Source organism: Nocardioides sp. AN3 (assembly GCF_054653495.1).
Genome location: NZ_BAAIGC010000017.1, coordinates 16,907 through 41,759, shown reverse-complemented (window position 1 = coordinate 41,759; position 24,853 = coordinate 16,907). Strand labels below are relative to the sequence as shown.

22 protein-coding genes are annotated in these 24,853 nt (G+C 70.7%); 17 read left to right on the top strand and 5 right to left on the bottom strand.

What is annotated here, in order from left to right:
- Window position 1: 1 nt before the first annotated feature.
- Window positions 2–577, bottom strand: a complete 576-nt coding sequence (locus ACYQ1K_RS17940) for a GNAT family N-acetyltransferase (RefSeq protein WP_459984564.1) — start codon at window positions 575–577, stop codon at window positions 2–4.
- Window positions 578–658: 81 nt separating this feature from the next.
- Between ACYQ1K_RS17940 and trpS the strand changes: the two genes are divergently transcribed.
- From trpS to ACYQ1K_RS17920, 4 genes are all read left to right on the top strand, one after another.
- Window positions 659–1,684, top strand: coding sequence for a tryptophan--tRNA ligase (trpS, locus tag ACYQ1K_RS17935; RefSeq protein WP_459984562.1), 1,026 nt, complete (start codon window positions 659–661; stop codon window positions 1,682–1,684).
- A 24-nt stretch (window positions 1,685–1,708) separates the two neighbouring features.
- Window positions 1,709–2,233 (top strand): 2'-5' RNA ligase family protein, encoded by a 525-nt coding sequence (locus tag ACYQ1K_RS17930; RefSeq protein ID WP_459984560.1) that lies wholly within the window; start codon window positions 1,709–1,711, stop codon window positions 2,231–2,233.
- Between the two features lie 99 nt (window positions 2,234–2,332).
- Entirely contained in the window at window positions 2,333–3,391 is a 1,059-nt protein-coding gene (locus ACYQ1K_RS17925) for a YihY/virulence factor BrkB family protein (protein ID WP_459984558.1), read from the top strand.
- Complete coding sequence (locus tag ACYQ1K_RS17920; protein WP_459984556.1) at window positions 3,388–3,612, top strand: SCO4848 family membrane protein; 225 nt, start codon at window positions 3,388–3,390, stop codon at window positions 3,610–3,612. Before ACYQ1K_RS17925 ends, ACYQ1K_RS17920 begins: the two co-directional genes overlap by 4 nt.
- 84 nt (window positions 3,613–3,696) lie before the next feature.
- On the opposite strand, the gene ACYQ1K_RS17915 is transcribed toward ACYQ1K_RS17920, so the two are convergent.
- The 4 genes from ACYQ1K_RS17915 to ACYQ1K_RS17900 all read right to left on the bottom strand — a co-directional run bounded on the left by ACYQ1K_RS17915 (window position 3,697) and on the right by ACYQ1K_RS17900 (window position 8,330).
- On the bottom strand, window positions 3,697–4,440 hold the full coding sequence (locus ACYQ1K_RS17915; RefSeq protein WP_459984554.1) for a succinate dehydrogenase/fumarate reductase iron-sulfur subunit: 744 nt from the start codon (window positions 4,438–4,440) through the stop codon (window positions 3,697–3,699).
- Entirely contained in the window at window positions 4,440–6,494 is a 2,055-nt protein-coding gene (locus ACYQ1K_RS17910) for a fumarate reductase/succinate dehydrogenase flavoprotein subunit (protein WP_459984552.1), read from the bottom strand. The genes ACYQ1K_RS17915 and ACYQ1K_RS17910 overlap by 1 nt, the downstream gene beginning before the upstream one ends.
- Window positions 6,495–6,506: 12 nt before the next feature.
- Window positions 6,507–7,208, bottom strand: coding sequence for a succinate dehydrogenase cytochrome b subunit (locus ACYQ1K_RS17905; RefSeq protein WP_459984551.1), 702 nt, complete (start codon window positions 7,206–7,208; stop codon window positions 6,507–6,509).
- A 75-nt stretch (window positions 7,209–7,283) separates the two neighbouring features.
- Window positions 7,284–8,330, bottom strand: coding sequence for a glycosyltransferase (locus ACYQ1K_RS17900; RefSeq protein WP_459984549.1), 1,047 nt, complete (start codon window positions 8,328–8,330; stop codon window positions 7,284–7,286).
- Between the two features lie 145 nt (window positions 8,331–8,475).
- On the opposite strand from ACYQ1K_RS17900, the gene ACYQ1K_RS17895 reads away from it, so the two are divergent.
- The 13 genes from ACYQ1K_RS17895 to ACYQ1K_RS17835 all read left to right on the top strand — a co-directional run bounded on the left by ACYQ1K_RS17895 (window position 8,476) and on the right by ACYQ1K_RS17835 (window position 24,623).
- Window positions 8,476–9,207, top strand: coding sequence for an HAD family hydrolase (locus tag ACYQ1K_RS17895; protein ID WP_459984547.1), 732 nt, complete (start codon window positions 8,476–8,478; stop codon window positions 9,205–9,207).
- Between the two features lie 100 nt (window positions 9,208–9,307).
- Window positions 9,308–11,062: a methylmalonyl-CoA mutase family protein gene (locus ACYQ1K_RS17890; RefSeq protein WP_459984545.1), complete on the top strand. Its 1,755-nt coding sequence runs from the start codon at window positions 9,308–9,310 to the stop codon at window positions 11,060–11,062.
- The gene (scpA, locus tag ACYQ1K_RS17885; protein ID WP_459984542.1) at window positions 11,059–13,266 is read left to right on the top strand and encodes a methylmalonyl-CoA mutase; all 2,208 of its coding nucleotides are present in this window, start codon (window positions 11,059–11,061) and stop codon (window positions 13,264–13,266) included. Before ACYQ1K_RS17890 ends, scpA begins: the two co-directional genes overlap by 4 nt.
- A gap of 124 nt (window positions 13,267–13,390) precedes the next feature.
- Window positions 13,391–14,359, top strand: a complete 969-nt coding sequence (meaB, locus tag ACYQ1K_RS17880) for a methylmalonyl Co-A mutase-associated GTPase MeaB (protein WP_459984539.1) — start codon at window positions 13,391–13,393, stop codon at window positions 14,357–14,359.
- Window positions 14,349–15,560: an amidohydrolase gene (locus ACYQ1K_RS17875; protein ID WP_459984536.1), complete on the top strand. Its 1,212-nt coding sequence runs from the start codon at window positions 14,349–14,351 to the stop codon at window positions 15,558–15,560. The genes meaB and ACYQ1K_RS17875 overlap by 11 nt, the downstream gene beginning before the upstream one ends.
- Window positions 15,561–15,666: 106 nt before the next feature.
- Complete coding sequence (locus ACYQ1K_RS17870) at window positions 15,667–16,728, top strand: BMP family lipoprotein (RefSeq protein ID WP_459984533.1); 1,062 nt, start codon at window positions 15,667–15,669, stop codon at window positions 16,726–16,728.
- 111 nt (window positions 16,729–16,839) lie between these two features.
- On the top strand, window positions 16,840–18,366 hold the full coding sequence (locus ACYQ1K_RS17865) for an ABC transporter ATP-binding protein (RefSeq protein WP_459984530.1): 1,527 nt from the start codon (window positions 16,840–16,842) through the stop codon (window positions 18,364–18,366).
- On the top strand, window positions 18,363–19,460 hold the full coding sequence (locus tag ACYQ1K_RS17860; protein WP_459984528.1) for an ABC transporter permease: 1,098 nt from the start codon (window positions 18,363–18,365) through the stop codon (window positions 19,458–19,460). The genes ACYQ1K_RS17865 and ACYQ1K_RS17860 overlap by 4 nt, the downstream gene beginning before the upstream one ends.
- Window positions 19,457–20,713: an ABC transporter permease gene (locus ACYQ1K_RS17855; protein WP_459984526.1), complete on the top strand. Its 1,257-nt coding sequence runs from the start codon at window positions 19,457–19,459 to the stop codon at window positions 20,711–20,713. Before ACYQ1K_RS17860 ends, ACYQ1K_RS17855 begins: the two co-directional genes overlap by 4 nt.
- A complete protein-coding gene (locus tag ACYQ1K_RS17850; RefSeq protein ID WP_459984523.1) occupies window positions 20,713–21,114 on the top strand; it encodes a cytidine deaminase in 402 nt (133 codons plus the stop codon). Before ACYQ1K_RS17855 ends, ACYQ1K_RS17850 begins: the two co-directional genes overlap by 1 nt.
- Entirely contained in the window at window positions 21,086–22,273 is a 1,188-nt protein-coding gene (locus tag ACYQ1K_RS17845; protein WP_459984521.1) for a cytochrome P450, read from the top strand. The genes ACYQ1K_RS17850 and ACYQ1K_RS17845 overlap by 29 nt, the downstream gene beginning before the upstream one ends.
- Window positions 22,270–23,553, top strand: coding sequence for a thymidine phosphorylase (locus ACYQ1K_RS17840; protein ID WP_459984519.1), 1,284 nt, complete (start codon window positions 22,270–22,272; stop codon window positions 23,551–23,553). The genes ACYQ1K_RS17845 and ACYQ1K_RS17840 overlap by 4 nt, the downstream gene beginning before the upstream one ends.
- Window positions 23,553–24,623, top strand: a complete 1,071-nt coding sequence (locus ACYQ1K_RS17835) for an adenosine deaminase (protein ID WP_459984518.1) — start codon at window positions 23,553–23,555, stop codon at window positions 24,621–24,623. The genes ACYQ1K_RS17840 and ACYQ1K_RS17835 overlap by 1 nt, the downstream gene beginning before the upstream one ends.
- Window positions 24,624–24,853 lie beyond the last annotated feature (230 nt).

The following is a 24,853-nucleotide window of genomic DNA, read 5'->3' as shown; positions in this document are numbered from 1 at the left end:
CTCAGCGCGCCGAGGCCGCGGACCACTCCTCGCGCGGCTGAAGGGGCTCGCCGGCGAGCAAGGTGCCGACCCAGGCGTCGGTGAGCTCGCCCCGGTGCTCGAGCCAGGCCCGCACGCAGCCGTCGTAGGAGAACCCCACCTTCCACGCCAGGCGGCGCGAGGCCCAGTTGCCCTCGTTGGCCAGCCAGATCACCGTGTGCAGGTCGCGGGCGGCGAACCCCCAGCCGAGCAGCATCCGGACGGCCCGCTCCATCGCGCCCGTCCCGCGCACGTCGGGGTGGGCGCCGTAGGCGACCTCGGCGCGCCGCGGCCCCCGGTTGCGCAGGGAGACCGTCCCCCCGAAGCGCCCGTCGACCTCCACGGCCAGCGCCCACTCGCTGTCGTCGAGCCACGCCCGCGCCCGCGAGCCGATGAACTCGTGGGCGTCCTCCAGCGAGTACGGCGTGGGCACCGTCGTCCACCTCACCGACTCGGCGTCCACCGACTGCTCGACGCACCGTAGGGCATCGCTCGGCCGGTGCGCCCGCAGCACCACGGAGCCGTCGGTCAGGGTCGGGATCTCGCCGGGGAAGGTCACCCCGCCACCCTGCCAGGTGACGCCCGCTCGAGGTGAGGGCCGGTTGGGGCGAGGGCCGGTCCATCGGTGACAATGGCTCTCATGCCCGACACCACTTCTGAGGTCCGGCCCCGGGTGCTCTCCGGCATCCAGCCGACCGCCGACAGCTACCACCTCGGCAACTACCTCGGTGCGGTGCGTCAGTGGGAGGCCCTGCAGGCCGACTACGAGCCGTTCTTCTTCATCGCCGACCAGCATGCGATCACGGTCGAGCAGGACCCCAAGGTGCTGCGGCGGCGGACCCTGGTCGCCGCCGCGCAGCTGCTCGCCGCGGGCGTCGACCCGGACCGGAGCGCGATCTTCATCCAGTCGCACCTGCCCGAGCACGCCCAGCTCGCCTGGGTGCTGGAGTGCCTGACCGGCTTCGGGGAGGCCCGGCGGATGACGCAGTTCAAGGACAAGTCGGCCAAGGGCGGCGAGGGCGCCTCGAGCGTCGGCCTCTTCGCCTACCCGATGCTGATGGCGGCGGACATCCTGCTCTACCGGCCGGCGTACGTCCCCGTCGGCGAGGACCAGCGCCAGCACCTCGAGCTGACCCGCGACCTCGCCCAGCGGTTCAACAGCCGCTACAAGAAGACCTTCCGCCTCCCCGAGCCCTACATCCTCAAGGAGACGGCGAAGATCTACGACCTCCAGGACCCGACCAGCAAGATGTCGAAGTCCGCGTCCAGCCCCGGCGGCATCATCGAGATGCTCGACGACCCCCAGGTGAGTGCGAAGAAGATCCGCAGCGCGGTCACCGACTCCGGCTCCGAGGTCCGCTTCGACGAGGCGGAGAAGCCGGGCGTCTCCAACCTCCTGCGCATCTACTCGGCGCTCACCGGCGCCGGGATCGACAAGCTCGAGGACGAGTACGCCGGCCGCGGCTACGGCGACCTGAAGAAGGACCTGGCCGAGGTCGTCGTCGACTTCGTGACGCCCTTCCGGACCGCGACGTCGGAGCTGCTGGAGGACCAGACCCATCTGATGTCGGTGCTCGAGAAGGGTGCGGCCCAGGCCCGCGAGGTCGCGTCGCGCACGCTCGCCGACGTCTACGAGCGGGTCGGCTTCGTGCCGCCGGCCCGCTAGCCACCCGCGGTAATGTCCTCCAGCGTGCGGACCATCGGTGTAGCCGTCGCCATTCCGGAGCCCTGGGCCAGTGAGCTGCAGGACTACCGGACGCGGCTGGGCGACGAGACCGCGACGATGATCCCCACGCACATCACGCTGGTGCCGCCGACCGCGGTCTCGCCTGAGATGGTCGGCCGGATCGAGGACCACCTGGAGTCGGTCGCGACCACCGTGGACGCCTTCTCGGTCCACCTCCGTGGCACCGGCACGTTCCGACCGGTCTCGCCGGTGGTGTTCGTGGCGGTCGTGGAGGGCATCTCCTCGTGCGAGCAGCTCGCCTCCGCTGTCCGGCGCGGACCGCTCGAGGTCGACCTGTCCTTCCCCTACCACCCCCACGTGACAGTGGCGCACGACCTGGACGACGAGTCCCTCGACCGCGCCTTCACCGAGCTCGCCGAGTTCGAGTGCACCTTCGAGGTCGACGACTTCCACCTCTATGTCCACGACGAGCAGGACGGCTGGCGGCCGACCCGCGACTTCGCCCTGCGCTCGAGGGCGCGGCGCTGATCTGAGTCTCTGGCTCGGGTCTCTGGCCGGCGTCTGGCCGGCGTCTGGCCGGGGTCTGGCCGGACCCCTGAGCGATTGCTGGCGGGGTAGGGTCCCGCCATGACGGGACCCCAGCAGCGGCTCGACGCGCTGCGCGCCCGGTGGCCCGTGGTCGACCACGCGGTGCGCACGCAGGAGCACTACGACACGGTCGAGGCCGGTCAGCAGGCCGGGGCGGTGACCTACTTCGGCTTCCTCTCGGTCTTCCCGATCCTGGCGCTGGCCGTTTTCGCCGTGAGCTGGCTGGCACGCATCTACGACAACGCCCAGGAGGCGCTGACCAGCGCCATCAACCAGGTCCTCCCCGGGCTGGTGGGCCCGGGGGAGGGGCAGATCTCCGTGGAGGACGTGCAGCGCTTCACAGGTCTCGCAGGTCTGCTCGGCCTGATCGGCGTGCTGTACGCCGGCCTCGGCTGGCTGCGGGCGACGAGACGCTCGCTCCAGGTCGTGTTCGGCATCCCGCCTGCGGACCGTCCGGGATTCCTCACGGCGAACCTGCGCGACCTCCTCGCCCTCGTCGCCATCGGGTCGACGCTGTTCCTCAGCGTGATCGTCGCGAGCGCCATCACGGGCTTCTCCTCCGACCTCGTCGACTACCTGGGCCTCGGCGGAGGGACCGCCTGGGCGCTCGATGCGCTCACGCGGGTGATCAGCTGGGCGATCGACACGGTGCTGTTCTTCCTGCTGTTCCGCCTCGTCGGTCGGCCGCACGTGCCGGACCGGTCGCTGTGGGCGGCGGCCGTCCTGGGTGGGGCCGCGTTCGAGGTGCTCAAGGCGATCTCGTTCGTCCTGTTGCACTTCGTGCAGGGCAGCCCGGCGTTCACGGCGTTCGGCTCTGCCCTGATCCTGCTGGTCTGGATCAACTACTTCGCCAAGGTGGTCCTCTATGCCGCCTCCTGGGCACACACGTCGCCGGCGGCCCGTGCGGAACGGGCGAGGACCGCGACGGCGCCACCGGTGCAGGGTCCACGGACGCCGTCCCTCGCGCTGGTCGACGGCCACGGTGTGGCGCACGCCTCGCCGGCCGGCCGGCGTACCGTCCCGGTGGGGCCCTTCCTGGCAGGCGCTGCGACCATGGTGGGTGCCCTGGGACTGCTCAAGAAGGTGGGACGCAAGTGAGGTTCACGAGGAAGCACGCATGGCTGCTGATCGGTGTCGCGATCTGGAACTTCTTCATCTGGATCACGTTCGCGAAGAACCTCTCCGCGGCGCACTCACGAGGTGAGGACCACCCGACCGGCTACTGGGTGGCGCACACGATCCTCATCATCGTCGACCTGATCATCGGCGCGGTGCTCGGCCTGATCGGTCTGAAGGCCTTGAGGGCCAACCGGCGGTGAACGGTCGCAGATGACCGCGGGGCGGGCGCAGAGTTGAGAACTCTGAGCCCGCCCCGCGGTCATCTGCGACCGTTCACCGCATGGTCAGTAGCCGCTCTTGAGAGCGGTCCGCAGGTCCTTGTTGAGCTGCGAGATCACGTCGAGCGGGATCTCCTTGGGGCACGCCGCGGCGCACTCGCCGATGTTGGTGCAGCCGCCGAAGCCCTCGTGGTCGTGCTGGGCGACCATGGACGCGACACGCGAGTAGCGCTCCGGCTGGCCCTGGGGCAGCTCGCCGAGGTGGGTGATCTTCGCCCCGAGGAACAGGGACGCGGAGCCGTTCGGGCAGGCCGCTACACATGCGCCGCAGCCGATGCAGGTGGCCACGTTGAAGGCCCGCATCGCCTTGTCGCGCGGCGCCGGCACCGAGTTGGCCTCGGGCGCTGAGCCGGTGTTGGCGGAGATGTAGCCGCCGTTCTGGATGATCCGGTCGAACGCGGAGCGATCCACCACGAGGTCCTTGACGACCGGGAAGGACGAGGCACGCCACGGCTCGATGGTGATCGTCTCGCCGTCGGTGAACGAGCGCATGTGCAGCTGGCAGGTCGTCGTGACCTCCGGGCCGTGCGCCTGACCGTTGATCATCAGGGAGCACATGCCGCAGATGCCCTCGCGGCAGTCGGAGTCGAACGCGACCGGCTCCTCGCCCGAGGTGACGAGCTGCTCGTTGAGCAGGTCGAGCATCTCGAGGAACGACATGTCGGAGGAGACGCCGTCGAGCTCGTAGGTGTGCATCGCCCCGTCGGCCGACGCGCTGGCCTGCCGCCAGATCTTGAGGGTGAGCTTCATTACTTGTACGACCTCTGCTTCATCTCGATCGCCGTGTAGATCAGGTCCTCCTTGTGCAGGACCGGTGCACCGTCCTCGCCGCCGAACTCCCAGGCCGCCACGTAGGCGAACTCCTCGTCGTGGCGCAGCGCCTCGCCGTCCTCGGTCTGCGACTCCGCACGGAAGTGGCCGCCGCAGGACTCGCGCCGGTTGAGCGCGTCGATGCACATCAGCTCGCCGAGCTCGATGAAGTCGGCCACGCGGCCGGCCTTCTCGAGGTCCTGGTTGAGCGAGTCGGCGGAGCCCAGGACCTTGACGTTGGCCCAGAACTCCTTCTTCAGGTCGCGGATCAGGCCGATGGCCTTGATGAGGCCCTCCTTGGTCCGCTCCATGCCGCAGTACTCCCACATGATCTGGCCGAGCTGCTTGTGGAAGGAGTCGACGGACCGGCGGCCGTTGATCGTCAGGAAGCGGGTGATCCGCTCCTGCACGGCCTGCTGGGCCTCGACCACGGCGGGGTGGGACTCGTCGATGGGCGCGAACGGCCCGTCGGCGAGGTACTCCCGGATGGTGTTCGGCAGCACGAAGTAGCCGTCCGAGAGCCCCTGCATCAGCGCGGAGGCGCCGAGGCGGTTGGCGCCGTGGTCGGAGAAGTTGGCCTCGCCGGCGCAGAACAGACCGGTGATGTTGGTCTGCAGCTCGTAGTCGACCCACAGGCCGCCCATGACGTAGTGCACGGCGGGGTAGATGCGCATCGGCACCTCGTACGGGTTCTCGCCCGTGATCCGCTCGTACATGTCGAGGAGGTTGTCGTACTTCTCCTCGACCTTCTCCTTGCCCATCCGGCGGATGGCGTCGGTCAGGTCGAGGTACACGCCGCGGCGCACCAGCCTCTTCTCGCCGTCGGGGCCGGTCTCCTCGATCTGGGGCCCGACTCCGCGGCCCTCGTCACACATGTACTTCGCGGCTCGCGAGGCGATGTCGCGGGGCACCAGGTTGCCGAACGACGGGTAGATCCGCTCCAGGAAGTAGTCGCGGTCGGCCTCGGGGATGTCGCGCGGGTCCTTCTCGCAGTCCGCCGCGTTCTTCGGCACCCAGACGCGGCCGTCGTTGCGCAGCGACTCCGACATGAGGGTCAGCTTCGACTGGTGCGCGCCGGTCACCGGGATGCAGGTCGGGTGGATCTGCGTGTAGCAGGGGTTGGCCATGTAGGCGCCCTTGCGGTGCGCACGCCACGCGGCGGTGACGTTGGACCCCATCGCGTTGGTGGAGAGGAAGTAGACGTTGCCGTAGCCGCCGGTCGCGAGCACGACGGCGTCGGCCAGGTGCGTCTCGATCTCGCCCGTGACCATGTTGCGCGCGATGATGCCGCGGGCGCGGCCGTCGGCGACGATGACGTCGAGCATCTCGTGCCGGGTGAACTGCTCCACTGTGCCGGCGGCGACCTGCCGCTCCATGGCCTGGTAGGCGCCGAGCAGCAGCTGCTGGCCCGTCTGGCCGCGGGCGTAGAACGTGCGGGAGACCTGCACGCCGCCGAAGGAGCGGTTGTCGAGGAGGCCGCCGTACTCACGGGCGAACGGGACGCCCTGAGCGACACACTGGTCGATGATGTTCGCGCTGACCTCGGCGAGGCGGTAGACGTTCGACTCCCGCGAGCGGTAGTCGCCGCCCTTCACGGTGTCGTAGAAGAGGCGGTAGGTCGAGTCGCCGTCCTCCTTGTAGTTCTTCGCCGCGTTGATGCCGCCCTGGGCGGCGATCGAGTGGGCGCGGCGCGGTGAGTCCTGGTAGCAGAAGGACTTCACGTTGTAGCCGGCCTCGCCGAGCGTGGCCGCGGCGGCGCCGCCGGCCAGGCCGGTGCCGACGATGATCACCGACAGCTTGCGACGGTTGGCCGGGTTGACCAGGCGGTTCTCGAACTTGCGGGTCGTCCAGCGCTCCGCGATCGGGCCGGTGGGCGTCTTCTCGTCGACCAGCTTGTCGCCGAGGACGTAGAAGCCCTCCGCGTCGTCGGAGGTCTGGACCGAGGGTTCGTTGGTCGCCGTGAGGCCGGCGAGGTAGTGGGTAGCGTCAGCCATGTCTCGTGAGCCTTACTTCTCGATGACGCCGAACAGGACGAACAGGGGCACCAGGGAGAAGCCTCCCGCGATCACGATCGCGACGACCCAGCCGAGGATGCGGGCGCGGGTGCGGGAGGCGACGGTGTTGGTGAGGCCGAGCGTCTGGCTGGCGCTGAAGGTGCCGTGGTGCAGGTGGAACCCGAGCGCGACCATGGCGATGAGGTAGATCACCGTCATCCACCAGGTGTCGAACGTGTCGACCAGCAGGTTGTAGGGGTCGTTCGTGGCGCCACCTGAGACGTTGACCTTGCCGATCGTGAAGTTGATCAGGTGCCAGATGAGGAAGATCAGGATCGTGAGGCCGCCCCAGCGCATCGTCCGCGAGGAGAGCGACGAGGCGAGGTTGCGCTTGACCTGGTAGCCGACCGGGCGGGCGTTGTTGGCCCGCCGCCAGAGCGCTGCGGCGCTCCAGACGTGAGCGACGAGCGAGACGATCAGCACGACGCGGAGCACCCAGAGGGCGCCGGCGTAGGGCAGCATCGGCGTGCCGATGGTGCGGATGTGCTCGGCGTACTCGTTGTAGGCGTCGTGGCCCGCGAAGGCCTTGAGGTTGCCGTACATATGAACGAGTACGAACAGGATGAAGACGATGCCGCTGGAGGCCATGAGCAGCTTCAGTGCGATCGTCGAGCGCGTCGTGCGCACTCCTTTGACGAGGTCGGTGGTTGCCACGACGCAGCACGATACGCGCGGGAACAGGCGGTGTCGCACGTGGGGCCGTGTGAGATATGCCTTGTTACTCGCCGGTCACCTCAGGCTTCGGGGCACCCCCTGGTAATGGCGGCTGACCAGCTCGTCCACCGCCGTCGTCCAGTCCCGCTCGAGGGCCAGCTCGCGCGCACGTGCACCCAGATAGCGGCGTCGCGGGTCGGCGGCGAGGGAGGCGACGGCCTCCGCCAGCCGCGTCGGCGCCTCCGGCTCGTAGAGGAGCCCCGTCTCCAGGTTGCGCACCAGCTCGGGTGCGGCGCCGTCGCGGGGCGCCACCACGGGTACGCCGGCAGCGCCGGCCTCGCGCAACGCATGACAGCACGTCTGCGACCGGCCGGGGTGCACGACGACGTCGAGACTGGCCAGCGCGATCGCGAGGTCGCCGGTGCCGAGCGGGCCGAGCAACCTGGCTCCGGGCAGCCGGTCGGCGAGCCAGCCGCGTTGGCCGCCGTCGCCGATCAGGACGACACGGATCCCCGCGACCCCGGAGAGCTGCGCCAGGTCGCGGACGTCGTGGCGGCGGGCGAGCGCGCCGGCGTACCCGACGACCACGCGACCCTCGTGGCTCCACTTCCGGTGCAGCCACGGGTCGCGCAGCGCCGGCGTGAACGCCTGCCCGTCGACGCCGGGCCGCCACAGCGAGGCGCGGACGCCGATCGCACCGAGCGCCCGCTGCACCCACCCCGCCGTCACCACCAGGTCGTCGGCGCGTTCGGCGACCCGTGAGACCCAGAGGTCCTGGGTCGCCCGCGGCACCGGTGCCTGCTGGATGACGAGCGTGCGCAGCTCCATCCGCTCTGCCTGCTTGAGCGCGCGCCGACCGATGCGGCCGGGGTCGGTGACGTGCACGAGGTCGGGGTCGAACTCGGCGAGCGCGTCGCGCACCTGCGTGCCCGGCTTGGCCAGCGGACTGATGCGGACCACCCGCGAGCTGCGGTAGCGCGTGAGCCCGGGGCCGGGTGCGATCAGCCGCACCTCGTGGCCGAGGTCGACGAGCCTGTCGACGACGGCCTTGACGGTCGTCGTCGTGCCGTCCGAGGCGGGGTAGCGCGAGAACCAGTGCTCGGTGACGAGGGCGATCCTCATGCGCACACGATGGGCCCAGGAGATGGCGTCGCCGCTGCGTCCAGGTGTCGGTCGCGTGAACGTCCCCCATGGACGCCCCCCCGTCGCGCCGTGAGTGAGGGGCGTTCAGGTTTGCTTCATGGTCGTCGGCCTACCGTGGATCGACGTGAGGGAGAGCCAGCCGACAGCCCCGCAGACGAGGCCGACGAGGTCCCGGCAGCCGGCGATGCCGGGGACGTCGAGGGGCCTGCGTGCCGCGGTCGCGGCCACGACGCTCGCCGTGGTCGCGACCCTCACGGCCTGCACGACCACGCCGGCGATGCACGTCTCGCACGTCTCGCACGACGCGGACGACTCGGCACGGCAGGTCGCGAACGAGCTCATGCCTGTCGCGCCGGCCAGCGAGGCCGCCTGGCTCCGCGCGGTCGACCGGATCTACGACCATGCCGACCGCGGTCGCCGCGCGGAGGAGTGGCTGCGCCGTCGGATGGCGACGCGGCGCCCCGGCCAACGGCTGGCGGTGGTGCTGGGGGTCGACGACGTGATGCTGGCCACGCACTTCGGTGGACTGCACACGCTGGTCGCGCGGTCGGTGCGGTTCGCGCGGGTCGCGCACGAGCTGGGCTACGCGGTCTTCTATGTGACGGGCCGCTCCGCCACCAGCGGGCTCGGTGACGTCGAGTCCGTCCTGAGGCAGTCCGGGGTGCCGGCCGACGCCGTCTACGGCAGGCCGGTGGGCTCTCCTGACATCGAGACGGGCAAGGCCCAGGTGCGCGCCTCCCTCACGGCGCAGGGCTACACCCTCGCGATGGAGGTCGCCGCGAGCGAGGCGAGCTTCGACGGCGCGCCCAGCGCGGAGAAGGAGGTTCGTCTGCCGGACTTCGCGATCGAGGGCTGAGGGGCGGTGCCATCCGTGGCTAGCCTGGTGTGCAACGGGCACTGGTTGGAAACCTCACACTCTGTGGCGAGTGCCACTGCCCGCTCCTAAGGTGCGCGACATGACCGACGACTCGATGCCCACGGCTGCCCATCTGCAGCTGGCGCAGCCCGAGGACGACCACGGTTCGGCTGCGTGGGAGGCCGCCGCGGCGGCGGTGCTGCGCAAGTCCCGCCGTCTCGGCGACGACGACGCCGACTCCCGTGTCTGGGAGAAGCTGGCGCGCACGACGCTCGACGGCATCTCCGTCACCCCCCTGGGCACCCCGGCGGACCTCGACGGGCTCAGCACGGCAGGCCGGCCGACGCGCCTCGGCGCGTGGGACGTGCGCGCGCTCGTCGCAGACCCGGACGTGAAGGCGGCCAACGAGGCTGCGCTGGCGGACCTCGACGGCGGCGTGACCAGCCTGTGGGTCCACGCCGACGCCGAGGCCGACCTCGCAGCCCTGCTCGACGGCGTGCTGCTCGACCTGGCTCCTGTGGTCCTCGACGCTCCGACCGCCCCCGTGCAGGCCGCGCGGGGTCTGCTCGCCGTCATCGCCGGCCGGGACGAGGCACCGCACCCCGCCACCAACCTCGGCGTCGACCCGATCGGCGCGGTCCACCGCGGACTGCGAGCCGAGGACGACTGGGCCGACGACCTGGTCGCGGTCGCCAGGCTGGCCGAGGCGTCCGGCGTCCTGGGTGTCGTCGTCGACGCGACGGCGGCCCACGATCTCGGTGCGAGCGACGGGCAGGAGCTCGGCTACGCGCTCGCCGTCGGCGCGGCGTACCTCCGTGCGCTCGCCGCTGCCGGCTTCGGCGTCTCCGACGCGGCGCGTCTGATCGAGTTCCGCTTCGCCGCGACCGACGACCAGTTCGCGTCCATCGCCAAGCTGCGCGCGGCGCGACGCCTCTGGGCACGGGTGCTCGAGCTGAGCGGCGCCGACGCACCGATGCGCCTGCATGCGGTCACGAGCCGGCCGATGCTGAGCAAGTACGACCCCTACGTGAACATGCTCCGCGTCACGGTCGCCGCCTTCGCCGCCGGCGTCGGCGGCGCCGACGCGGTCACGGTGCTGCCGTTCGACAGCGCGAACGGCCGGCCGGAGGCCTTCGGGCGCCGCATCGCCCGCAACGTCAACCACCTGCTCATCGACGAGAGCCACGTCGCGAAGGTCACCGACCCGGCGGGCGGTGCCTACGCCGTCGAGCGGCTCACCGACGACCTGGCCGCGGCCGGCTGGGCCGAGCTGGGGGAGATCGAGACCTCCGGGTTCGACACCTTCCGCGGGCGCATCGAGACCATCGTGGAGCGCCGCGAGGCCGAGATCGCCCGTCGCAAGCGCCCGATCACCGGGCTGAGCGAGTTCCCGGACCTCACGGAGGTCCTGCCCGAGCGTCAGGCCGACCCGCTGAGCGACGCCGTACGGCGCTACGGCGCGAGCTTCGAGGCGCTGCGCGACGACCCGCCACCGCAGCGGGTCTTCCTCGCCACCCTGGGTCCGGTCGCCCAGCACACCGCGCGGGCGACGTTCGCGAGCAACCTGCTCGCCGCCGGCGGCATCGCGGTCGACGTCGCGGGGGCGACGGCGGACGTCGACGAGCTCCTCGCGGCGTACGGCGGCCAGAGCGTCGTCTGCCTCGCCGGCGCCGACTCGGTCTACGAGCAGTGGGGTGCCGAGGCGGCCACCGCGCTGCGCGAGGCCGGGGCTCGGCACGTGATCATCGCCGGCAAGCCGGCCGGGCCGGGAGACTGGCCGAGCTGCGACGACTCCGCTGCCATGGGCGTCGACGCGCTCGACTTCCTGCATCGCACGAGAGAGGCTCTCGCATGAGCATCCCGGAGACATTCGCGGGCCTGCCGCTGGCGGGCGAGTCGCGGTCTACCCAGGGAAGTCCGGAACTTCTCAGGGGCCATGGCGGCCGGGAAGTTCCGGAGTACCCGGTGAACCGGGGACTCCGCCCCGAGCCCTGGCACAGCCCCGAGGGCATCGAGGTCAAGCCGCTCTACACGGCCGATGACCTCGACGGGCTCGACGCGCTGGCGACGTACCCGGGCCTGAGCCCGTTCCTGCGCGGGCCCTACCCGACGATGTACACGACCCAGCCGTGGACCATCCGGCAGTACGCCGGCTTCTCCACCGCTGAGGAGTCGAACGCGTTCTACCGGCGCAACCTCGCGGCGGGGCAGAAGGGGCTCAGCGTCGCCTTCGACCTGGCCACGCACCGCGGCTACGACTCCGACCACCCGCGGGTGCGGGGCGACGTCGGCATGGCGGGCGTCGCGATCGACTCGATCTACGACACCCGCACGCTCTTCCACGGCATCCCGCTGGACGAGATGTCGGTCTCGATGACGATGAACGGCGCCGTGCTGCCGGTCATGGCGCTCTACATCGCGGCGGCCGAGGAGCAGGGGGTGAAGCCGGAGCAGCTGGCAGGGACCATCCAGAACGACATCCTCAAGGAGTTCATGGTCCGCAACACCTACATCTACCCGCCGGCAGCGTCGATGCGGATCATCTCCGACATCTTCAGCTACACCGCCGAGCGGATGCCGCGCTTCAACTCGATCTCTATCTCCGGCTACCACATGCAGGAGGCCGGGGCGACCGCCGACCTGGAGCTCGCCTACACGCTCGCCGACGGTGTCGAGTACATCCGGGCCGGCCTGGCGGCGGGTCTCGACATCGACGCCTTCGCCCCGCGGCTGAGCTTCTTCTGGGCGATCGGCATGAACTTCTTCATGGAGGTCGCCAAGATGCGCGCCGCCCGCGCGCTGTGGAGCCGGCTGGTGCGCCAGTTCGACCCTCAGAACCCCAAGTCGCTGTCGCTGAGGACCCACTCCCAGACGAGTGGGTGGTCGCTGACCGCGCAGGACGTCTTCAACAACGTCGGGCGCACGTGCATCGAGGCGATGGCGGCCACCCAGGGCCACACGCAGTCGCTGCACACCAACGCGCTGGACGAGGCGATCGCCCTGCCGACCGACTTCTCGGCCCGCATCGCCCGCAACACCCAGCTCCTGCTGGCCCAGGAGAGCGGGACCACCGGCACGATCGACCCGTGGGGCGGGTCCTACTACGTCGAGCGGCTCACCCACGACCTCGCCGAGCGGGCCTGGGCGCACATCGCCGAGGCCGAGGCGGCCGGCGGCATGGCGAAGGCCATCGAGCAGGGCATCCCGAAGATGCGCATCGAGGAGGCCGCCGCCCGCACGCAGGCGCGGATCGACTCCGGGGCGCAGAAGGTGATCGGCGTCAACACGTTCCGCCCCGCGGCCGAGGACCGGCTCGACGTGCTGCGGGTCGACAACGACGAGGTCTACCGTCAGCAGGTCGCCAAGCTGGAGCGGCTTCGCGCGGAGCGCAACGCCGAGGACGTCGAGCGCGCGCTGGCCGCACTCACCCGCTCCGCCGAGAGCGGCCAGGGCAACCTGCTCGACCTGGCGGTCGACGCCGCACGCGCGAAGGCGACGGTGGGGGAGATCTCCGACGCGGTCGAGAAGGTCTGGGGCCGGCACCAGGCGGTCATCCGTACCATCTCCGGCGTGTACAGGGATGAGGCCACCTCCGCCGGCGACGCCTCCGTGCAGGAGGTCCTCGAGGCCACCGCCGACTTCGAGGAGGCCGAGGGCCGGCGCCCGCGCATCCTGGTCGCCAAGATGGGGCAGGACGGTCACGACCGCGGTCAGAAGGTCGTCGTCACCGCGTTCGCGGACCTCGGCTTCGACGTGGACGTGGGCCCGCTGTTCTCGACCCCGGAGGAGGTCGCCCAGCAGGCGGTCGACGCTGACGTGCACATCGTCGGCGTCTCCTCCCTGGCGGCCGGGCACCTGACGCTCCTGCCCGCGCTGAAGCAGGCGTTGGCCGAACAGGGTCGACCGGACATCATGATCGTCATCGGCGGCGTCATCCCGCCCGACGACGTGCCGACGCTGAAGGAGATGGGCGCCGCCGAGGTGTTCCTCCCCGGCACGGTCATCGCTGACTCCGCGCTCGACCTGCTCCGGCGGCTGCGGGAGCAGCTGGACGGGTGACGGCGCCGCGTGGCGGTTCATCGAGGTATGCAGCCGAGTGCGCACTTCCCTCGCGGAGTTCCGCACGGGGAGTGAGGGCTCGTCTGCATACCTCGACGAGCATGCGCCGGGACCGGGAGATCAGATGGACGTAGCCGATCTCCTCGACGGCATCGCCACGGGTCGGCGCGCGTCGGTCAGCCGGGCGATCACGCTCGTGGAGTCGACCAAGCCGGCGCACCGCGAGCGGGCTCGCCAGCTGCTCACGGCGCTGGCGGCGGTCGAGCGGGCGCCCGCCGTGCGCGTCGGCATCTCCGGCGTCCCCGGCGTCGGCAAGTCGACGTTCATCGAGGCTCTGGGCTCACGGCTGACGGCGGCAGGACACCGGGTCGGCGTGCTGGCGGTCGACCCGTCGAGCGTGCGCACCGGCGGCTCCGTGCTGGGCGACAAGACGCGGATGCCGCGCCTCGCCGTGGACCCGAACGCCTACATCCGGCCCAGCCCGAGCGCGGGCACGCTGGGTGGGGTCGCTCGGGCGACCGTGCAGGCGATGGCGGTGCTCGAGGCCGCCGGGTACGACGTCGTGCTGGTCGAGACGGTCGGCGTCGGCCAGTCCGAGGTGACCGTGGCGGGCATGGTCGACACCTTCCTGTTCCTCACCATCGCCCGCACCGGCGACCAGCTGCAGGGCATCAAGAAGGGCATCCTCGAGATCGCCGACGTGGTCGCCGTCAACAAGGCCGACGGCGATCGTGAGGGTGAGGCGCGCGCTGCGGCCCGGGAGCTGGCCGGCGCACTGCGGCTCGTGCGGGGCAAGGGCGAGTGGGCTCCCCCGGTCGTCACCGCGAGCGGCCTTCACGACGTGGGGGTGGACGGGGTCTGGGACCAGGTCCTGCGTCACCGCGACCACCTCGGCGCCGACGGCCTGCACGACAAGCGAGCGGGCCAGCAGCTGGACTTCGCCTGGGCGCTCGTGCGCGACGAGCTCGAGCAGCGCCTACGGCACAGTGCTGCGGTGCGCGCCATCCGGGACGAGGTCCAGGCCGAGGTGCTGTCGGGGGAGCTGCCGGCCACGGTCGCCGCCGACCGCATCCTCCAGGCCTATGACGGATAACCTGAGCAAGATGGACACCGCTGCGCTGATCACCCAGGTCGTCGACGACAACGCCGATGAGCTGGTGCTGCTGCGCCGGGACCTGCACGCGCATCCGGAGCGCTCCTGGGAGGAGCAGCGGACGACCCGGATCGGCGCTCACCATCTCGACCGGCTCGGCTGGGAGGTCACGCCGATGCCCCGCTCCGGCCTCGTCGCCGAGCTCGGGCCGGAGTCCGAGCGGACCATCGCCCTGCGCGCCGACATGGATGCGCTGCCCATCCGCGACGAGACCGCCGACCCCTGGGCCAGCACCGTCGACGGCGTGGCGCACGCGTGTGGCCACGACCTGCACGTCACCTGCCTCCTCGGCGCCGCGCGGGCGATCACCGAGCTGCACCGCAACGGCATGCTCGTGGGCCGGGTCCGGCTGCTGCTGCAGCCGGCGGAGGAGCAGATGCCGGGCGGCGCGCTGCACATGATGAACCAAGGTGCGCTCGACGGTGTCGAGCGCATCTTCGCGCTGCATGCCGACCCGACCGTCGACGTCGGACAGGTGGGGCTGCGCGCCGGCCCCATCACGAGTGCCTCCGACAACCTCACCGTCCGCGTCAGCGGGCCCGGGGGGCACACGAGCCGTCCGCACCGCAGCGCCGACGTGACGTTCGCCCTGGCCACGCTGGCCACGCAGCTGCCGGCGGTCCTCTCGCGGCGGCTCGACCCCCGTGCCGGCGCGAGCGTGGTGTGGGGCATGATCCGCGCCGGTTCCGCCTCCAACGTGATCCCGCAGGAGGGCGTGCTCAGCGGCACGCTGCGCATCCTGGATGCCGTGTCGTGGTCCGAGGCCGAGCCGATCCTGCGCGCGGCGGTCGCCGACATCGTCCGTCCCTACGCCGTCGAGGCGGTCGTCGACTACCAGCGCGGCGTGCCGCCGGTCGTCAACGACGACGCGTGCCACCAGCTGCTCGTGCGGGCGGTGATCGACGTCCTCGGACCCGGCGGCCAGGTCGCCACCCACCAGAGCCTCGGGGGAGAGGACTTCGGGTGGTATCTCGACCGGGTCCACGGGGCCATGTTCCGCCTCGGCACGCGCACGCCCGGCGGACCGACGTACGACCTGCACCAGGGGAACCTGCGCGTCGACGACCGAGCGGTCGCAGTCGGCGCCAAGGTCCTCGCCGCGGTGGCGGCAGAGGCCCTGCTGGCCCCCGCGCGCCACTAGATAACAACTTGATTGCAGCCGTTCGCAGCGCTGAGGAATCGCCCTAGGGTTCGACCATGCGTCCCCGGCTCACGGAGACGTCCAGGAGGATCTCAGAGGAGGCGTCTTGCGACGCAGCACGAAGTTCGCGGCAGTGCTGACTGCCGGCATCCTGTCCGTCGCGCTCAGCGCGTGTGGCGGCAGTGACAGCGGGAGCAGCTCGAGCAGCAAGTCGAGCGGCTCGGCCTCGGGCACGTCGAAGGTCCAGGTCGGCATGGCCTACGACATCGGCGGCCGCGGCGACCAGTCGTTCAACGACATGGCGGCTGCGGGCCTCGACAGGGCGAAGTCGGAGTTCGGCATCAAGGCCTCGGAGTCCGAGGCGACGCCCGACGAGGCCGAGTCCGCCAAGGAGGACCGGCTCATCCAGCTCGCCGACGCCGGCTACAACCCGGTGATCGCGGTCGGCTTCGTCTACTCCCAGGCCGTCGGCAAGATCGCGAAGCAGTATCCCAAGACGAAGTTCGCGATCATCGACGACAGTGCCAACAAGGACGCCAACGTCACCAACCTGGTCTTCGCGGAGGAGCAGGGGTCCTTCCTGGTCGGCGCGGCGGCGGCGCTCAAGTCCAAGACGGGTCACATCGGCTTCATCGGCGGCGTCAACACGCCGCTGATCAACAAGTTCGAGGCGGGCTACGACGCGGGCGCGAAGGCGGTCAACCCGAAGATCAAGATCGAGTCGGCCTACCTCACCCAGCCGCCGGACTTCACCGGGTTCAACGACCCGGGCAAGGGCAAGACCGCGGCCGGCGGTGAGTTCGACGCCGGTGCGGACGTCGTCTACCACGCGGCCGGCGGCTCGGGCCTCGGCGTCTTCCAGGCCGCGAAGGCCGCCAAGGGTCTCGCCATCGGCGTCGACTCCGACCAGTACAAGACGGCCTCGCCCGACCTGCAGCCCGTCATCCTGACCTCGATGATCAAGCACGTCGACGTCGCGGTCTACAGCTTCATCAAGTCGATCGTGGACGGGAAGCCGCTGACCGGCACGCAGACGTTCGACCTCAAGGTCGGCGGCGTCGACTACGCCACCAGCGGCGGCCAGGTCGACGACATCAAGTCCAAGCTCGACGACTACAAGAAGAAGATCATCGACGGCACCATCGTGGTCCCGACGACGGTCAAGTAACACTCCCTCTGCCTGATCCCGGGCCCGGGCCGGACGCGGTAGCGTTCGACCCGGGCCCGGGCCCTCTCTGCAGGGCTGCGCAGATCCGACCAGCTTCGACGAGGAGGGTTCGTGAGCGACACCAGCGAGCCAGGGGCCATCGCGGTCCGGCTCACCGACATCGGCAAGCGGTTCCCCGGCGTCATCGCGAACGACCAGGTCAACCTGACCGTCCGCCGCGGGACCGTCCACGCGCTCGTCGGCGAGAACGGCGCCGGCAAGTCGACCCTGATGAAGATCCTGTACGGCGTGCAGAAGCCCGACTCCGGCAGCATCGAGATCGACGGCCGGCAGGTCTCCTTCTCCTCGCCGGCGGACGCGATCGCGGCCGGCATCGGCATGGTCTTCCAACACTTCATGCTCGCGGACAACCTGACGGTGCTGGAGAACGTCGTCCTCGGCGCCGAGAAGCTCTACGGCAGCGGCGACCGAGCCCGCCGCCGGATCCGCGAGATCGCCTCGTCGTACGGCTTCGACCTCGACCCCGACCGCCTCGTCGAGGACCTCGGCGTCGGCGACCGCCAGCGCGTCGAGATCCTCAAGGTCCTCTACCGCGGTGCTCGCACGATCATCCTCGACGAGCCGACCGCGGTGCTCGTGCCGCAGGAGGTCGATGAGCTCTTCGAGAACCTCCGCGGCCTCAAGGCGGAGGGCCTGACGGTCCTGTTCATCTCCCACAAGCTCGACGAGGTGCTCGCCGTCGCCGACGACGTCACCGTGATCCGGCGCGGTCGCACGGTGACCACGGTGGACCCCAAGCAGACCACCGCTCGCCAGCTCGCCGAGCTGATGGTCGGCTCCGAGCTCCCGTCTCCCAGCACCGAGGCATCGACGGTCACCGACGTGGTGCAGCTGTCCGTGCGGGACCTCGCTCTGAGCGACCCCCACGGTGGCCGTGACCTGCTGACCGACGTCTCCTTCGACATCCACCGCGGCGAGGTCGTCGGGATCGCAGGAGTCGAGGGCAACGGCCAAGCCGAGCTCGTCGAGGCGATCATGGGCATGCGCAAGGCCCGCGGACGGCTGCTGCTCGGTGGCGAGGACATCACGACATGGTCGACCGCTCGGCGTCGTGAGGCCGGCATCGGCTACATCCCCGAGGACCGCCAGCGCCACGGCCTGCTGCTCGACGCGCCGCTGTGGGAGAACCGCATGCTCGGCCACCAGACGCGCGAGCCGAACCGCAAGGGCCCCTTCATCGACCGTGGCGGCGCTCGCAGCGACACCGAGCGGATCGTCTCGGCCTACGACGTCCGCACGCCCTCCATCGACACGACCGCCCGGGCGCTCTCGGGTGGCAATCAGCAGAAGCTGATCGTCGGCCGGGAGATGTCGGGCGACCCGGTGGTCCTGATCGCCTCCCACCCGACCCGCGGCGTCGACGTCGGAGCCCAGGCGGCGATCTGGGACTACATCAAGACCGCGCGACGAGAGGGCCTGGCCGTGCTCCTGATCTCCGCCGACCTCGACGAGCTGATCGGGCTCTCCGACACCATCCACGTCATGCTGCGCGGTCGCCTCGTCGGCACCGTCGACCCCCAGGTCGTGACACCCCAGCAGCTCGGATCTGCGATGACCGGAGCGGAGGTCACGGCATGAGGTTCGACGTACGCCGGACGGCGCTCATGCTCGCCGCGCCGGTCCTCGCGATCATCTTCGCGGTCCTCGTCACCAGCCTGGTGCTCGCGGTCGCGGGCGACCCGGTGGGCACCGTCTGGTCGACCATCTTCAGCAAGCCGAAGCCGCGCAACGTGGTCAACATCATCAACCAGGGCTCCGTGATCTACCTCTCCGCGCTGGCGGTCGCGGTGGGCTTCCGGATGAACCTGTTCAACATCGGCGTCGACGGCCAGTACCGGCTGGCGGCGTTCGTCGCGGCGTACGTCGCGGGGGAGGCGTGGCTGCCCGGCAAGCTCAACGTGCTGTTCAGCGTGCTGGTGGCCATCGCGGTCGGCGCCCTGTGGGCCGGGATCGCGGGCCTGCTCAAGGTGACCCGCGGCGTCAGCGAGGTCATCTCGACGATCATGCTCAACTCGATCGCGACCTACCTGGTGGCCTACTTCCTGCGCCAGGTCGCGACCAAGGGGACCAACGACATCCACACCCACGACATCCCCGCCAGCAGCCAGCTCGCGGGCTTCAACCTGATCCCGAACGCGCCGATCAATGTCTACACCCTCTCCCTCCTGGCGGTGCTCGCCGCGATCGGCTACTGGCTGCTGCTCAACCGGACGGTCTTCGGCTTCAACCTGCGCGCGACCGGTCGGTCCGAGACGGCCGCCGTGGCGAGCGGCGTCAACGTCAAGAAGATGGTCCTCGTCTCGATGCTGATCAGCGGTGGCATCGCGGGCCTGATCGGCATGCCGCTCCTGTTCGGCGACGCCCACAACTACGGGTTGACGTTCCAGACCGGTCTCGGGTTCACCGGCATCACGGTCGCCCTGCTGGGTCGCAACAACCCGGTCGGCATCGCCTTCGCCGCGCTGCTGTTCGCGTTCCTCAACGAGCAGTCCAACGCCCTCGAGCTCAAGGCGGGCGTGTCCAACGACATCGTCAAGATCATGCAGGGTGTCATCGTGCTCTGCGTCGTCGTCGCCTACGAGGTCGTCCGCCGCTACAACAACGCCGCCGAGCAGAGACGTGTCGCCGCACAGCTCGCGACGACCCGCCGGCCCGAGGAGGTGGCGGCGTGAGCACCGCAGCCGGGGGAGTGCTGGACAAGGCGACCACGAGCTTGCGCAAGGTCCGCCCGACCTGGCCGATCGTGCTGCTCGGCATCGCGGCGGCGATCCTGCTGCTCTCGCTGCTGCGCGTCATCACCGGCGCTGACGATGTCGCGTCCGCCGGCACGGTGCGCGCGGCCGTCCGGGCGGCGATGCCGATCGCCCTGGCGGGCCTGGGCGGCCTCTGGGCGGAGCGGTCCGGCGTGGTCAACATCGGCCTCGAGGGCATGATGATCATGGGCACCTTCGGCGCCGGCTGGGCGGGCTACCAGTGGGGCATGTGGGCCGGGATCGGCTTCGCGATCCTCTTCGGCGCCCTCGCCGGTGGCCTCCACGCCATCGCGACCGTCGGCTTCGGCGTCGACCACATCGTCTCCGGTGTCGCGATCAACGTCATCGCGCTCGGCGCGGCGCAGTATCTGGCCGGTCTGGCCTTCACCGGCCACCCCGGCGGAGGTCCGACCCAGTCGCCCCCCGTCAAGCCGCTCTCCACGTTCGACATCCCAGTCATCTCGAACGTGGCTGAGAGGATCGCCGTCAAGCACTGGTTCTTCGTCTCCGACCTGGCCGCGGTCGTGGCCGGCGTGACGAGCCAGCTGACGGTGCTCATCCTCGGTGGGCTGCTGCTCTTCGTGCTGACCTGGTTCGTCCTGTGGCGCACCACCTTCGGTCTGCGCGTCCGCTCGTGTGGTGAGAGCCCCGAGGCGGCGGAGTCGCTCGGCGTCAACGTCTACCTCTACAAGACCATCGCCGTCATCGTCTCCGGCGCGATGGCCGGCCTGGCCGGGGCCTTCCTCGTCCAGGACGCCACCGTCTACCGCGAGGGCCAGACCGGTGGACGCGGCTACATCGGTCTCGCCGCGATGATCTTCGGCAACTGGCGCCCCGGTGGGCTGCTGGCCGGATCGACCCTCTTCGGCTACACCGATGCCCTCCGTCTGCGCTCCGGCGGCCAGTCGGTGCATGCGCTGGTGCTGCTGCTGGCGGTCCTGCTGATGTTCTACGCGATCTACCTCCTCCGCACCCGCCGCAACCAGGCCGTGGCGACCATCGCGCTCGGCGTCGGCCTCCTGGCGATCTTCCTCTTCACCAACGAGATCCCCGGCGACTTCACCGGCATGACGCCCTACGTCACCACGCTGCTCGTGCTCGCGCTCTTCTCCCAGCGACTGCGAATGCCTCAGGCGGATGGTCAGATCTATCGCAAGGGCAGTGCCGGGTAGTGGCCGCGCCGATCACCGAGTTCGACTGGGAGGGCCTGCGCGCGCAGGCGGTCGAGGCCGCGACGCACGCCTATGCGCCGTACTCGCGATTCCCCGTGGGCGTGGCGGCAGTCGCCGACGACGGTCGACTGCTCCAAGGGTGCAACGTCGAGAACGCGGCGTACGGCGTGGGACTGTGTGCCGAGTGCGGACTCGTCTCCCAGCTGCACCTGACCGGCGGCGGTCGCTTGACGCACGTGGTGTGCGTCAACGGCAAGGGCGAGGTGATCATGCCGTGCGGACGGTGTCGCCAGCTCCTGTGGGAGAACGGCGGCCCGACGATGCTGCTGTGGACGGTCTCGGGTGTGAAGCCGATGAGTGAGGTGCTGCCGGATGCCTTCGGTCCCGACGACCTCGCTTGAGCTGCGTGCCGCCGACTTCGCCACTGACCCCTACCCCTACTTCGCCGAGGAGCGGCTGCGGCACTCGATCGCCTGGTCCTGCTCGGCCGGGATGTGGCTGACCTTCACGCATGGTGCCGCCTCGGCGGTGCTGCGCGACCGGCGGCTTCAGCGGCTCTGGCGCGACCGTCGGCCCACCGACTACCTCGAGCCGTTCAACCTGCTCCACCGCAACCAGATGATGGAGAACGAGCCGCCGGTGCACACCCGGCTGCGGCGTCCCGTCGCGGCGGCGTTCAACCGCGGTCACGTCGAGCGGCTTCGTCCGCGGGTGCGGGCGCTGGCGACGCAGCTGCTCGACCAGGTCGACCCGACCGGCTTCGACGTCATCGGCTCGTACGCCGAGCCGCTGCCCGTCCTCGTCATCGCCGAGCTGCTGGGCGTGCCCACCTCCTACGCGCCGCAGCTGCGGGACTGGTCGCAGGCCATCGTCCGGATGTATGAGGTCTCCCCGTCCCAGGAGGTCGTCGACGCGGCGGTGGCAGCGGCGGTTGAGTTCGCCGGGCTGGTGGGCGAGCTGGTCGCCGATCGACGGGCCCACCCGGCCGAGGACCTGATCTCCGACCTGGTCGCGCTGAGCGCGACCGAGGAGGGGCGGCTGACCGAGGACGAGGTCGTCGCCTCCGTCGTCCTCCTCCTCAACGCCGGCCACGAGGCGTCGGTGAACGTCTTCGGCAACGGGCTGGTCTCCATGCTGCGGGCCGGCGCACGACCGTCCTCGCCGGCGTCCGCGGAGAGCGTCGCGCTGACCGTCGAGGAGATGCTGCGCTACGACTCCGCCCTGCAGCTGTTCGAGCGGACCGCGGCCGAGCCGGTCGTGATCGACGGCGTCACCATCGAGCCCGGCCAGAAGGTGGCTGCTCTGCTCGGGGCCGCCAACCGCGATCCGGAGATCTTCGACGCGCCGGAGGAGTTCCGGCCCGATCGCGACCCCAACCCGCACCTCGCGTTCAGCGCCGGGATCCACTTCTGCCTGGGCGCCCCGCTCGCGCGGATGGAGCTGACCGAGTCACTGGCGATCCTGACCGACCGCTTCCCGCGGCTGTCGCTGTCGGCGCCGCCGGTGTCACGCGGGACGTTCGTGCTCAAGGGCTACCGAGAAGTGGAGGTGTCGGCATGACGCACGACGCGGTCGAGGTGATCGTCGCCAAGCGTGACGGCGGGGAGCTCAGCGACAGCCAGATCGACTGGGTGATCCGCGGCTACACCGACGGCGCGGTGGCCGACGAGCAGATGGCGGCGCTCAACATGGCGATCCTGCTCAACGGCATGAGTCGTCGCGAGATCGCCCGGTGGACCGCCGCGATGATCGCGACCGGCGAGCGGATGTCGTTCGCGTCGCTGTCGCGTCCGACCGCCGACAAGCACTCGACCGGTGGCGTGGGCGACAAGATCACCCTGCCGCTGGCGCCGCTCGTCGCGGCGTGCGGCGTGGCGGTCCCGCAGCTCTCGGGGCGCGGGCTCGGCCACACGGGAGGGACGCTCGACAAGCTCGAGGCGATCCCGGGCTGGCGCGCGGCCCTCTCCAACGAGGAGATGCTGCGCCAGCTCGAGGACGTCGGCGCGGTCATCTGTGCCGCCGGCTCGGGCCTGGCGCCCGCCGACCGCAAGCTCTATGCGCTGCGCGACGTGACCGGCACCGTGGAGTCGATCCCGCTGATCGCCTCCTCGATCATGTCGAAGAAGATCGCCGAGGGCACCGGCGCGCTGGTCCTCGACGTCAAGGTCGGCACCGGCGCCTTCATGAAGGACCTCGCGTCCGCGCAGGAGCTGGCCCGGACGATGGTCGACCTCGGCAGGGACGCCGGCGTCCACACCGTCGCCCTGCTCACCGAGATGTCCACGCCGCTGGGCCACACCGCGGGCAACGGCCTGGAGGTCGCGGAGTCGGTCGAGGTCCTGGCCGGAGGCGGCCCCGCCGACGTGGTCGAGCTGACCGTCGCCCTGGCCCGGGAGATGCTGGCGGGGGCCGGAGTCACCGACGTCGACCCGGCCGACAAGCTCGCCGACGGCTCGGCCATGGACGCCTGGCGCGCGATGATCCGGGCGCAGGACGGCGACCCGGACGCGGCGTTGCCGGTCGCTGCCGAGCAGCACGTCGTCACGGCACCTGCCTCGGGAGTGCTGACCCGGCTCGATGCCATGGCCGTCGGGCTCGCCGCGTGGCGCCTGGGCGCCGGCCGGGAGCGGAAGGAGGACCCGGTCTCGGCCGGTGCCGGGGTCGTCTGGCATGCGCGGCCGGGGGACACGGTCAGCGAGGGTGCTCCGCTGCTCACCCTGCACGCGGACGACCCGTCGCGGTTCTCCCGGGCCCTGGAGTCGCTCGAGGGCGCCTTCGACGTCGCGCCCGAGGGCACACCTTTCACCCCGTCGCCGCTGCTGATCGAGCGGGTGTCCTGATGGCTCCCGCTGCTCTCTCCTGGGACCGGGTCCGGGCGGCGCCCAAGGTGGTCCTGCACGACCACCTGGACGGCGGCCTGCGACCGTCGACGGTCTTCGAGCTGGCGACGCAGATCGGTCACGAGCTGCCCGCTGCGGATCCCGAGTCGCTCGGGCAGTGGTTCCGCGACAGTGCGACGTCCGGCTCGCTGGAGCGCTACCTCGAGACGTTCGTGCACACGATCGCGGTGATGCAGTCCTCGGAGAACCTGACGCGCGTCGCCCGCGAGTTCGCGGAGGATCTCGTTGCTGACGGGGTGGTCTACGCGGAGGTGCGCTGGGCACCCGAGAACCACCTCGCCGGCGGGCTCACCCTCGACGAGGCAGTCGCAGCCGTGGCCTCCGGGTTCGGGCAGGTCGAGGCGGGTGGCCGGATCGTCGTACGCCAGCTGCTCACCGCCATGCGCCAGTTCGCCCGCGCCCGGGAGATCGCGGAGCTGGCCGTCTTCTGGCGCGACAAGGGCGTCGCAGGCTTCGACATCGCGGGACCGGAGGCCGGCTACCCGCCCACCCGCTACCTCGACGCCTTCGCCTACCTCGCCGACGAGAACCTGCGCTTCACCATCCACGCCGGTGAGGCCTTCGGGCTGCCGTCGATCTGGGAGGCCGTCCACCCCTGTGGGGCGGACCGGCTGGGGCATGGGGTGCGGATCGTGGACGACATCTCCCTCGCGGGCGACGGGTCGGCCACCCTCGGTCGGCTCGCGTCCTACATCCGCGACCGCCGCATCCCGCTCGAGCTGTGCCCGACGTCCAACGTGCAGACCGGCGCCGTGGGCTCGATCGGCGAGCATCCCTTCGGGCTGCTGGCCTCGCTCGGGTTCCGGGTCACCATCAACACCGACAACCGGCTCATGAGCGACACCTCGATGACGCGGGAGACCTTCCTGCTCGCCGAGGCGTTCGGCTACGGCTGGGTGGAACTGGAGCGGTTCGCGGTCAACGCGATGAAGTCGGCCTTCCTGCCCTACGACCAGCGCGTGGAGCTGATCCACCTCGTCAAGGACGGGTACGCCGGGCTGCGGGGCTGAGCGTGTCGCTGCCCGGGGGCTGAGCGCGTCCGCTGCGCGGGGGTGGGGGCTCGGGGGTGGTGCTCCGGGCCGCGAGGTGGGGCTGAGGGGCTCGGCGCGCTGGTGCGGGCCGAGAGGAGTGGCCGGCGCGGTGGCCGGGGCCGCGAGGAGTGGCCGGCCGCGCAAGCGGCGTGGTTCGGCGCGCGGTGGGCCGGATCTCCCCATCGTCAGCCTCGCTCTCGTCCGGGTCG

Coding starts and splice junctions, on each gene's coding strand:
- trpS (WP_459984562.1), top strand. CDS start 659: ATGCCCGACACCACTTCTGAGGTCCGGCCCCGGGTGCTCTCCGGCATC.
- ACYQ1K_RS17925 (WP_459984558.1), top strand. CDS start 2,333: ATGACGGGACCCCAGCAGCGGCTCGACGCGCTGCGCGCCCGGTGGCCC.
- ACYQ1K_RS17915 (WP_459984554.1), bottom strand. CDS start 4,440: ATGAAGCTCACCCTCAAGATCTGGCGGCAGGCCAGCGCGTCGGCCGAC.
- ACYQ1K_RS17910 (WP_459984552.1), bottom strand. CDS start 6,494: ATGGCTGACGCTACCCACTACCTCGCCGGCCTCACGGCGACCAACGAA.
- ACYQ1K_RS17900 (WP_459984549.1), bottom strand. CDS start 8,330: ATGAGGATCGCCCTCGTCACCGAGCACTGGTTCTCGCGCTACCCCGCC.
- ACYQ1K_RS17890 (WP_459984545.1), top strand. CDS start 9,308: ATGACCGACGACTCGATGCCCACGGCTGCCCATCTGCAGCTGGCGCAG.
- scpA (WP_459984542.1), top strand. CDS start 11,059: ATGAGCATCCCGGAGACATTCGCGGGCCTGCCGCTGGCGGGCGAGTCG.
- meaB (WP_459984539.1), top strand. CDS start 13,391: ATGGACGTAGCCGATCTCCTCGACGGCATCGCCACGGGTCGGCGCGCG.
- ACYQ1K_RS17875 (WP_459984536.1), top strand. CDS start 14,349: ATGACGGATAACCTGAGCAAGATGGACACCGCTGCGCTGATCACCCAG.
- ACYQ1K_RS17860 (WP_459984528.1), top strand. CDS start 18,363: ATGAGGTTCGACGTACGCCGGACGGCGCTCATGCTCGCCGCGCCGGTC.
- ACYQ1K_RS17845 (WP_459984521.1), top strand. CDS start 21,086: ATGCCTTCGGTCCCGACGACCTCGCTTGAGCTGCGTGCCGCCGACTTC.
- ACYQ1K_RS17840 (WP_459984519.1), top strand. CDS start 22,270: ATGACGCACGACGCGGTCGAGGTGATCGTCGCCAAGCGTGACGGCGGG.
- ACYQ1K_RS17835 (WP_459984518.1), top strand. CDS start 23,553: ATGGCTCCCGCTGCTCTCTCCTGGGACCGGGTCCGGGCGGCGCCCAAG.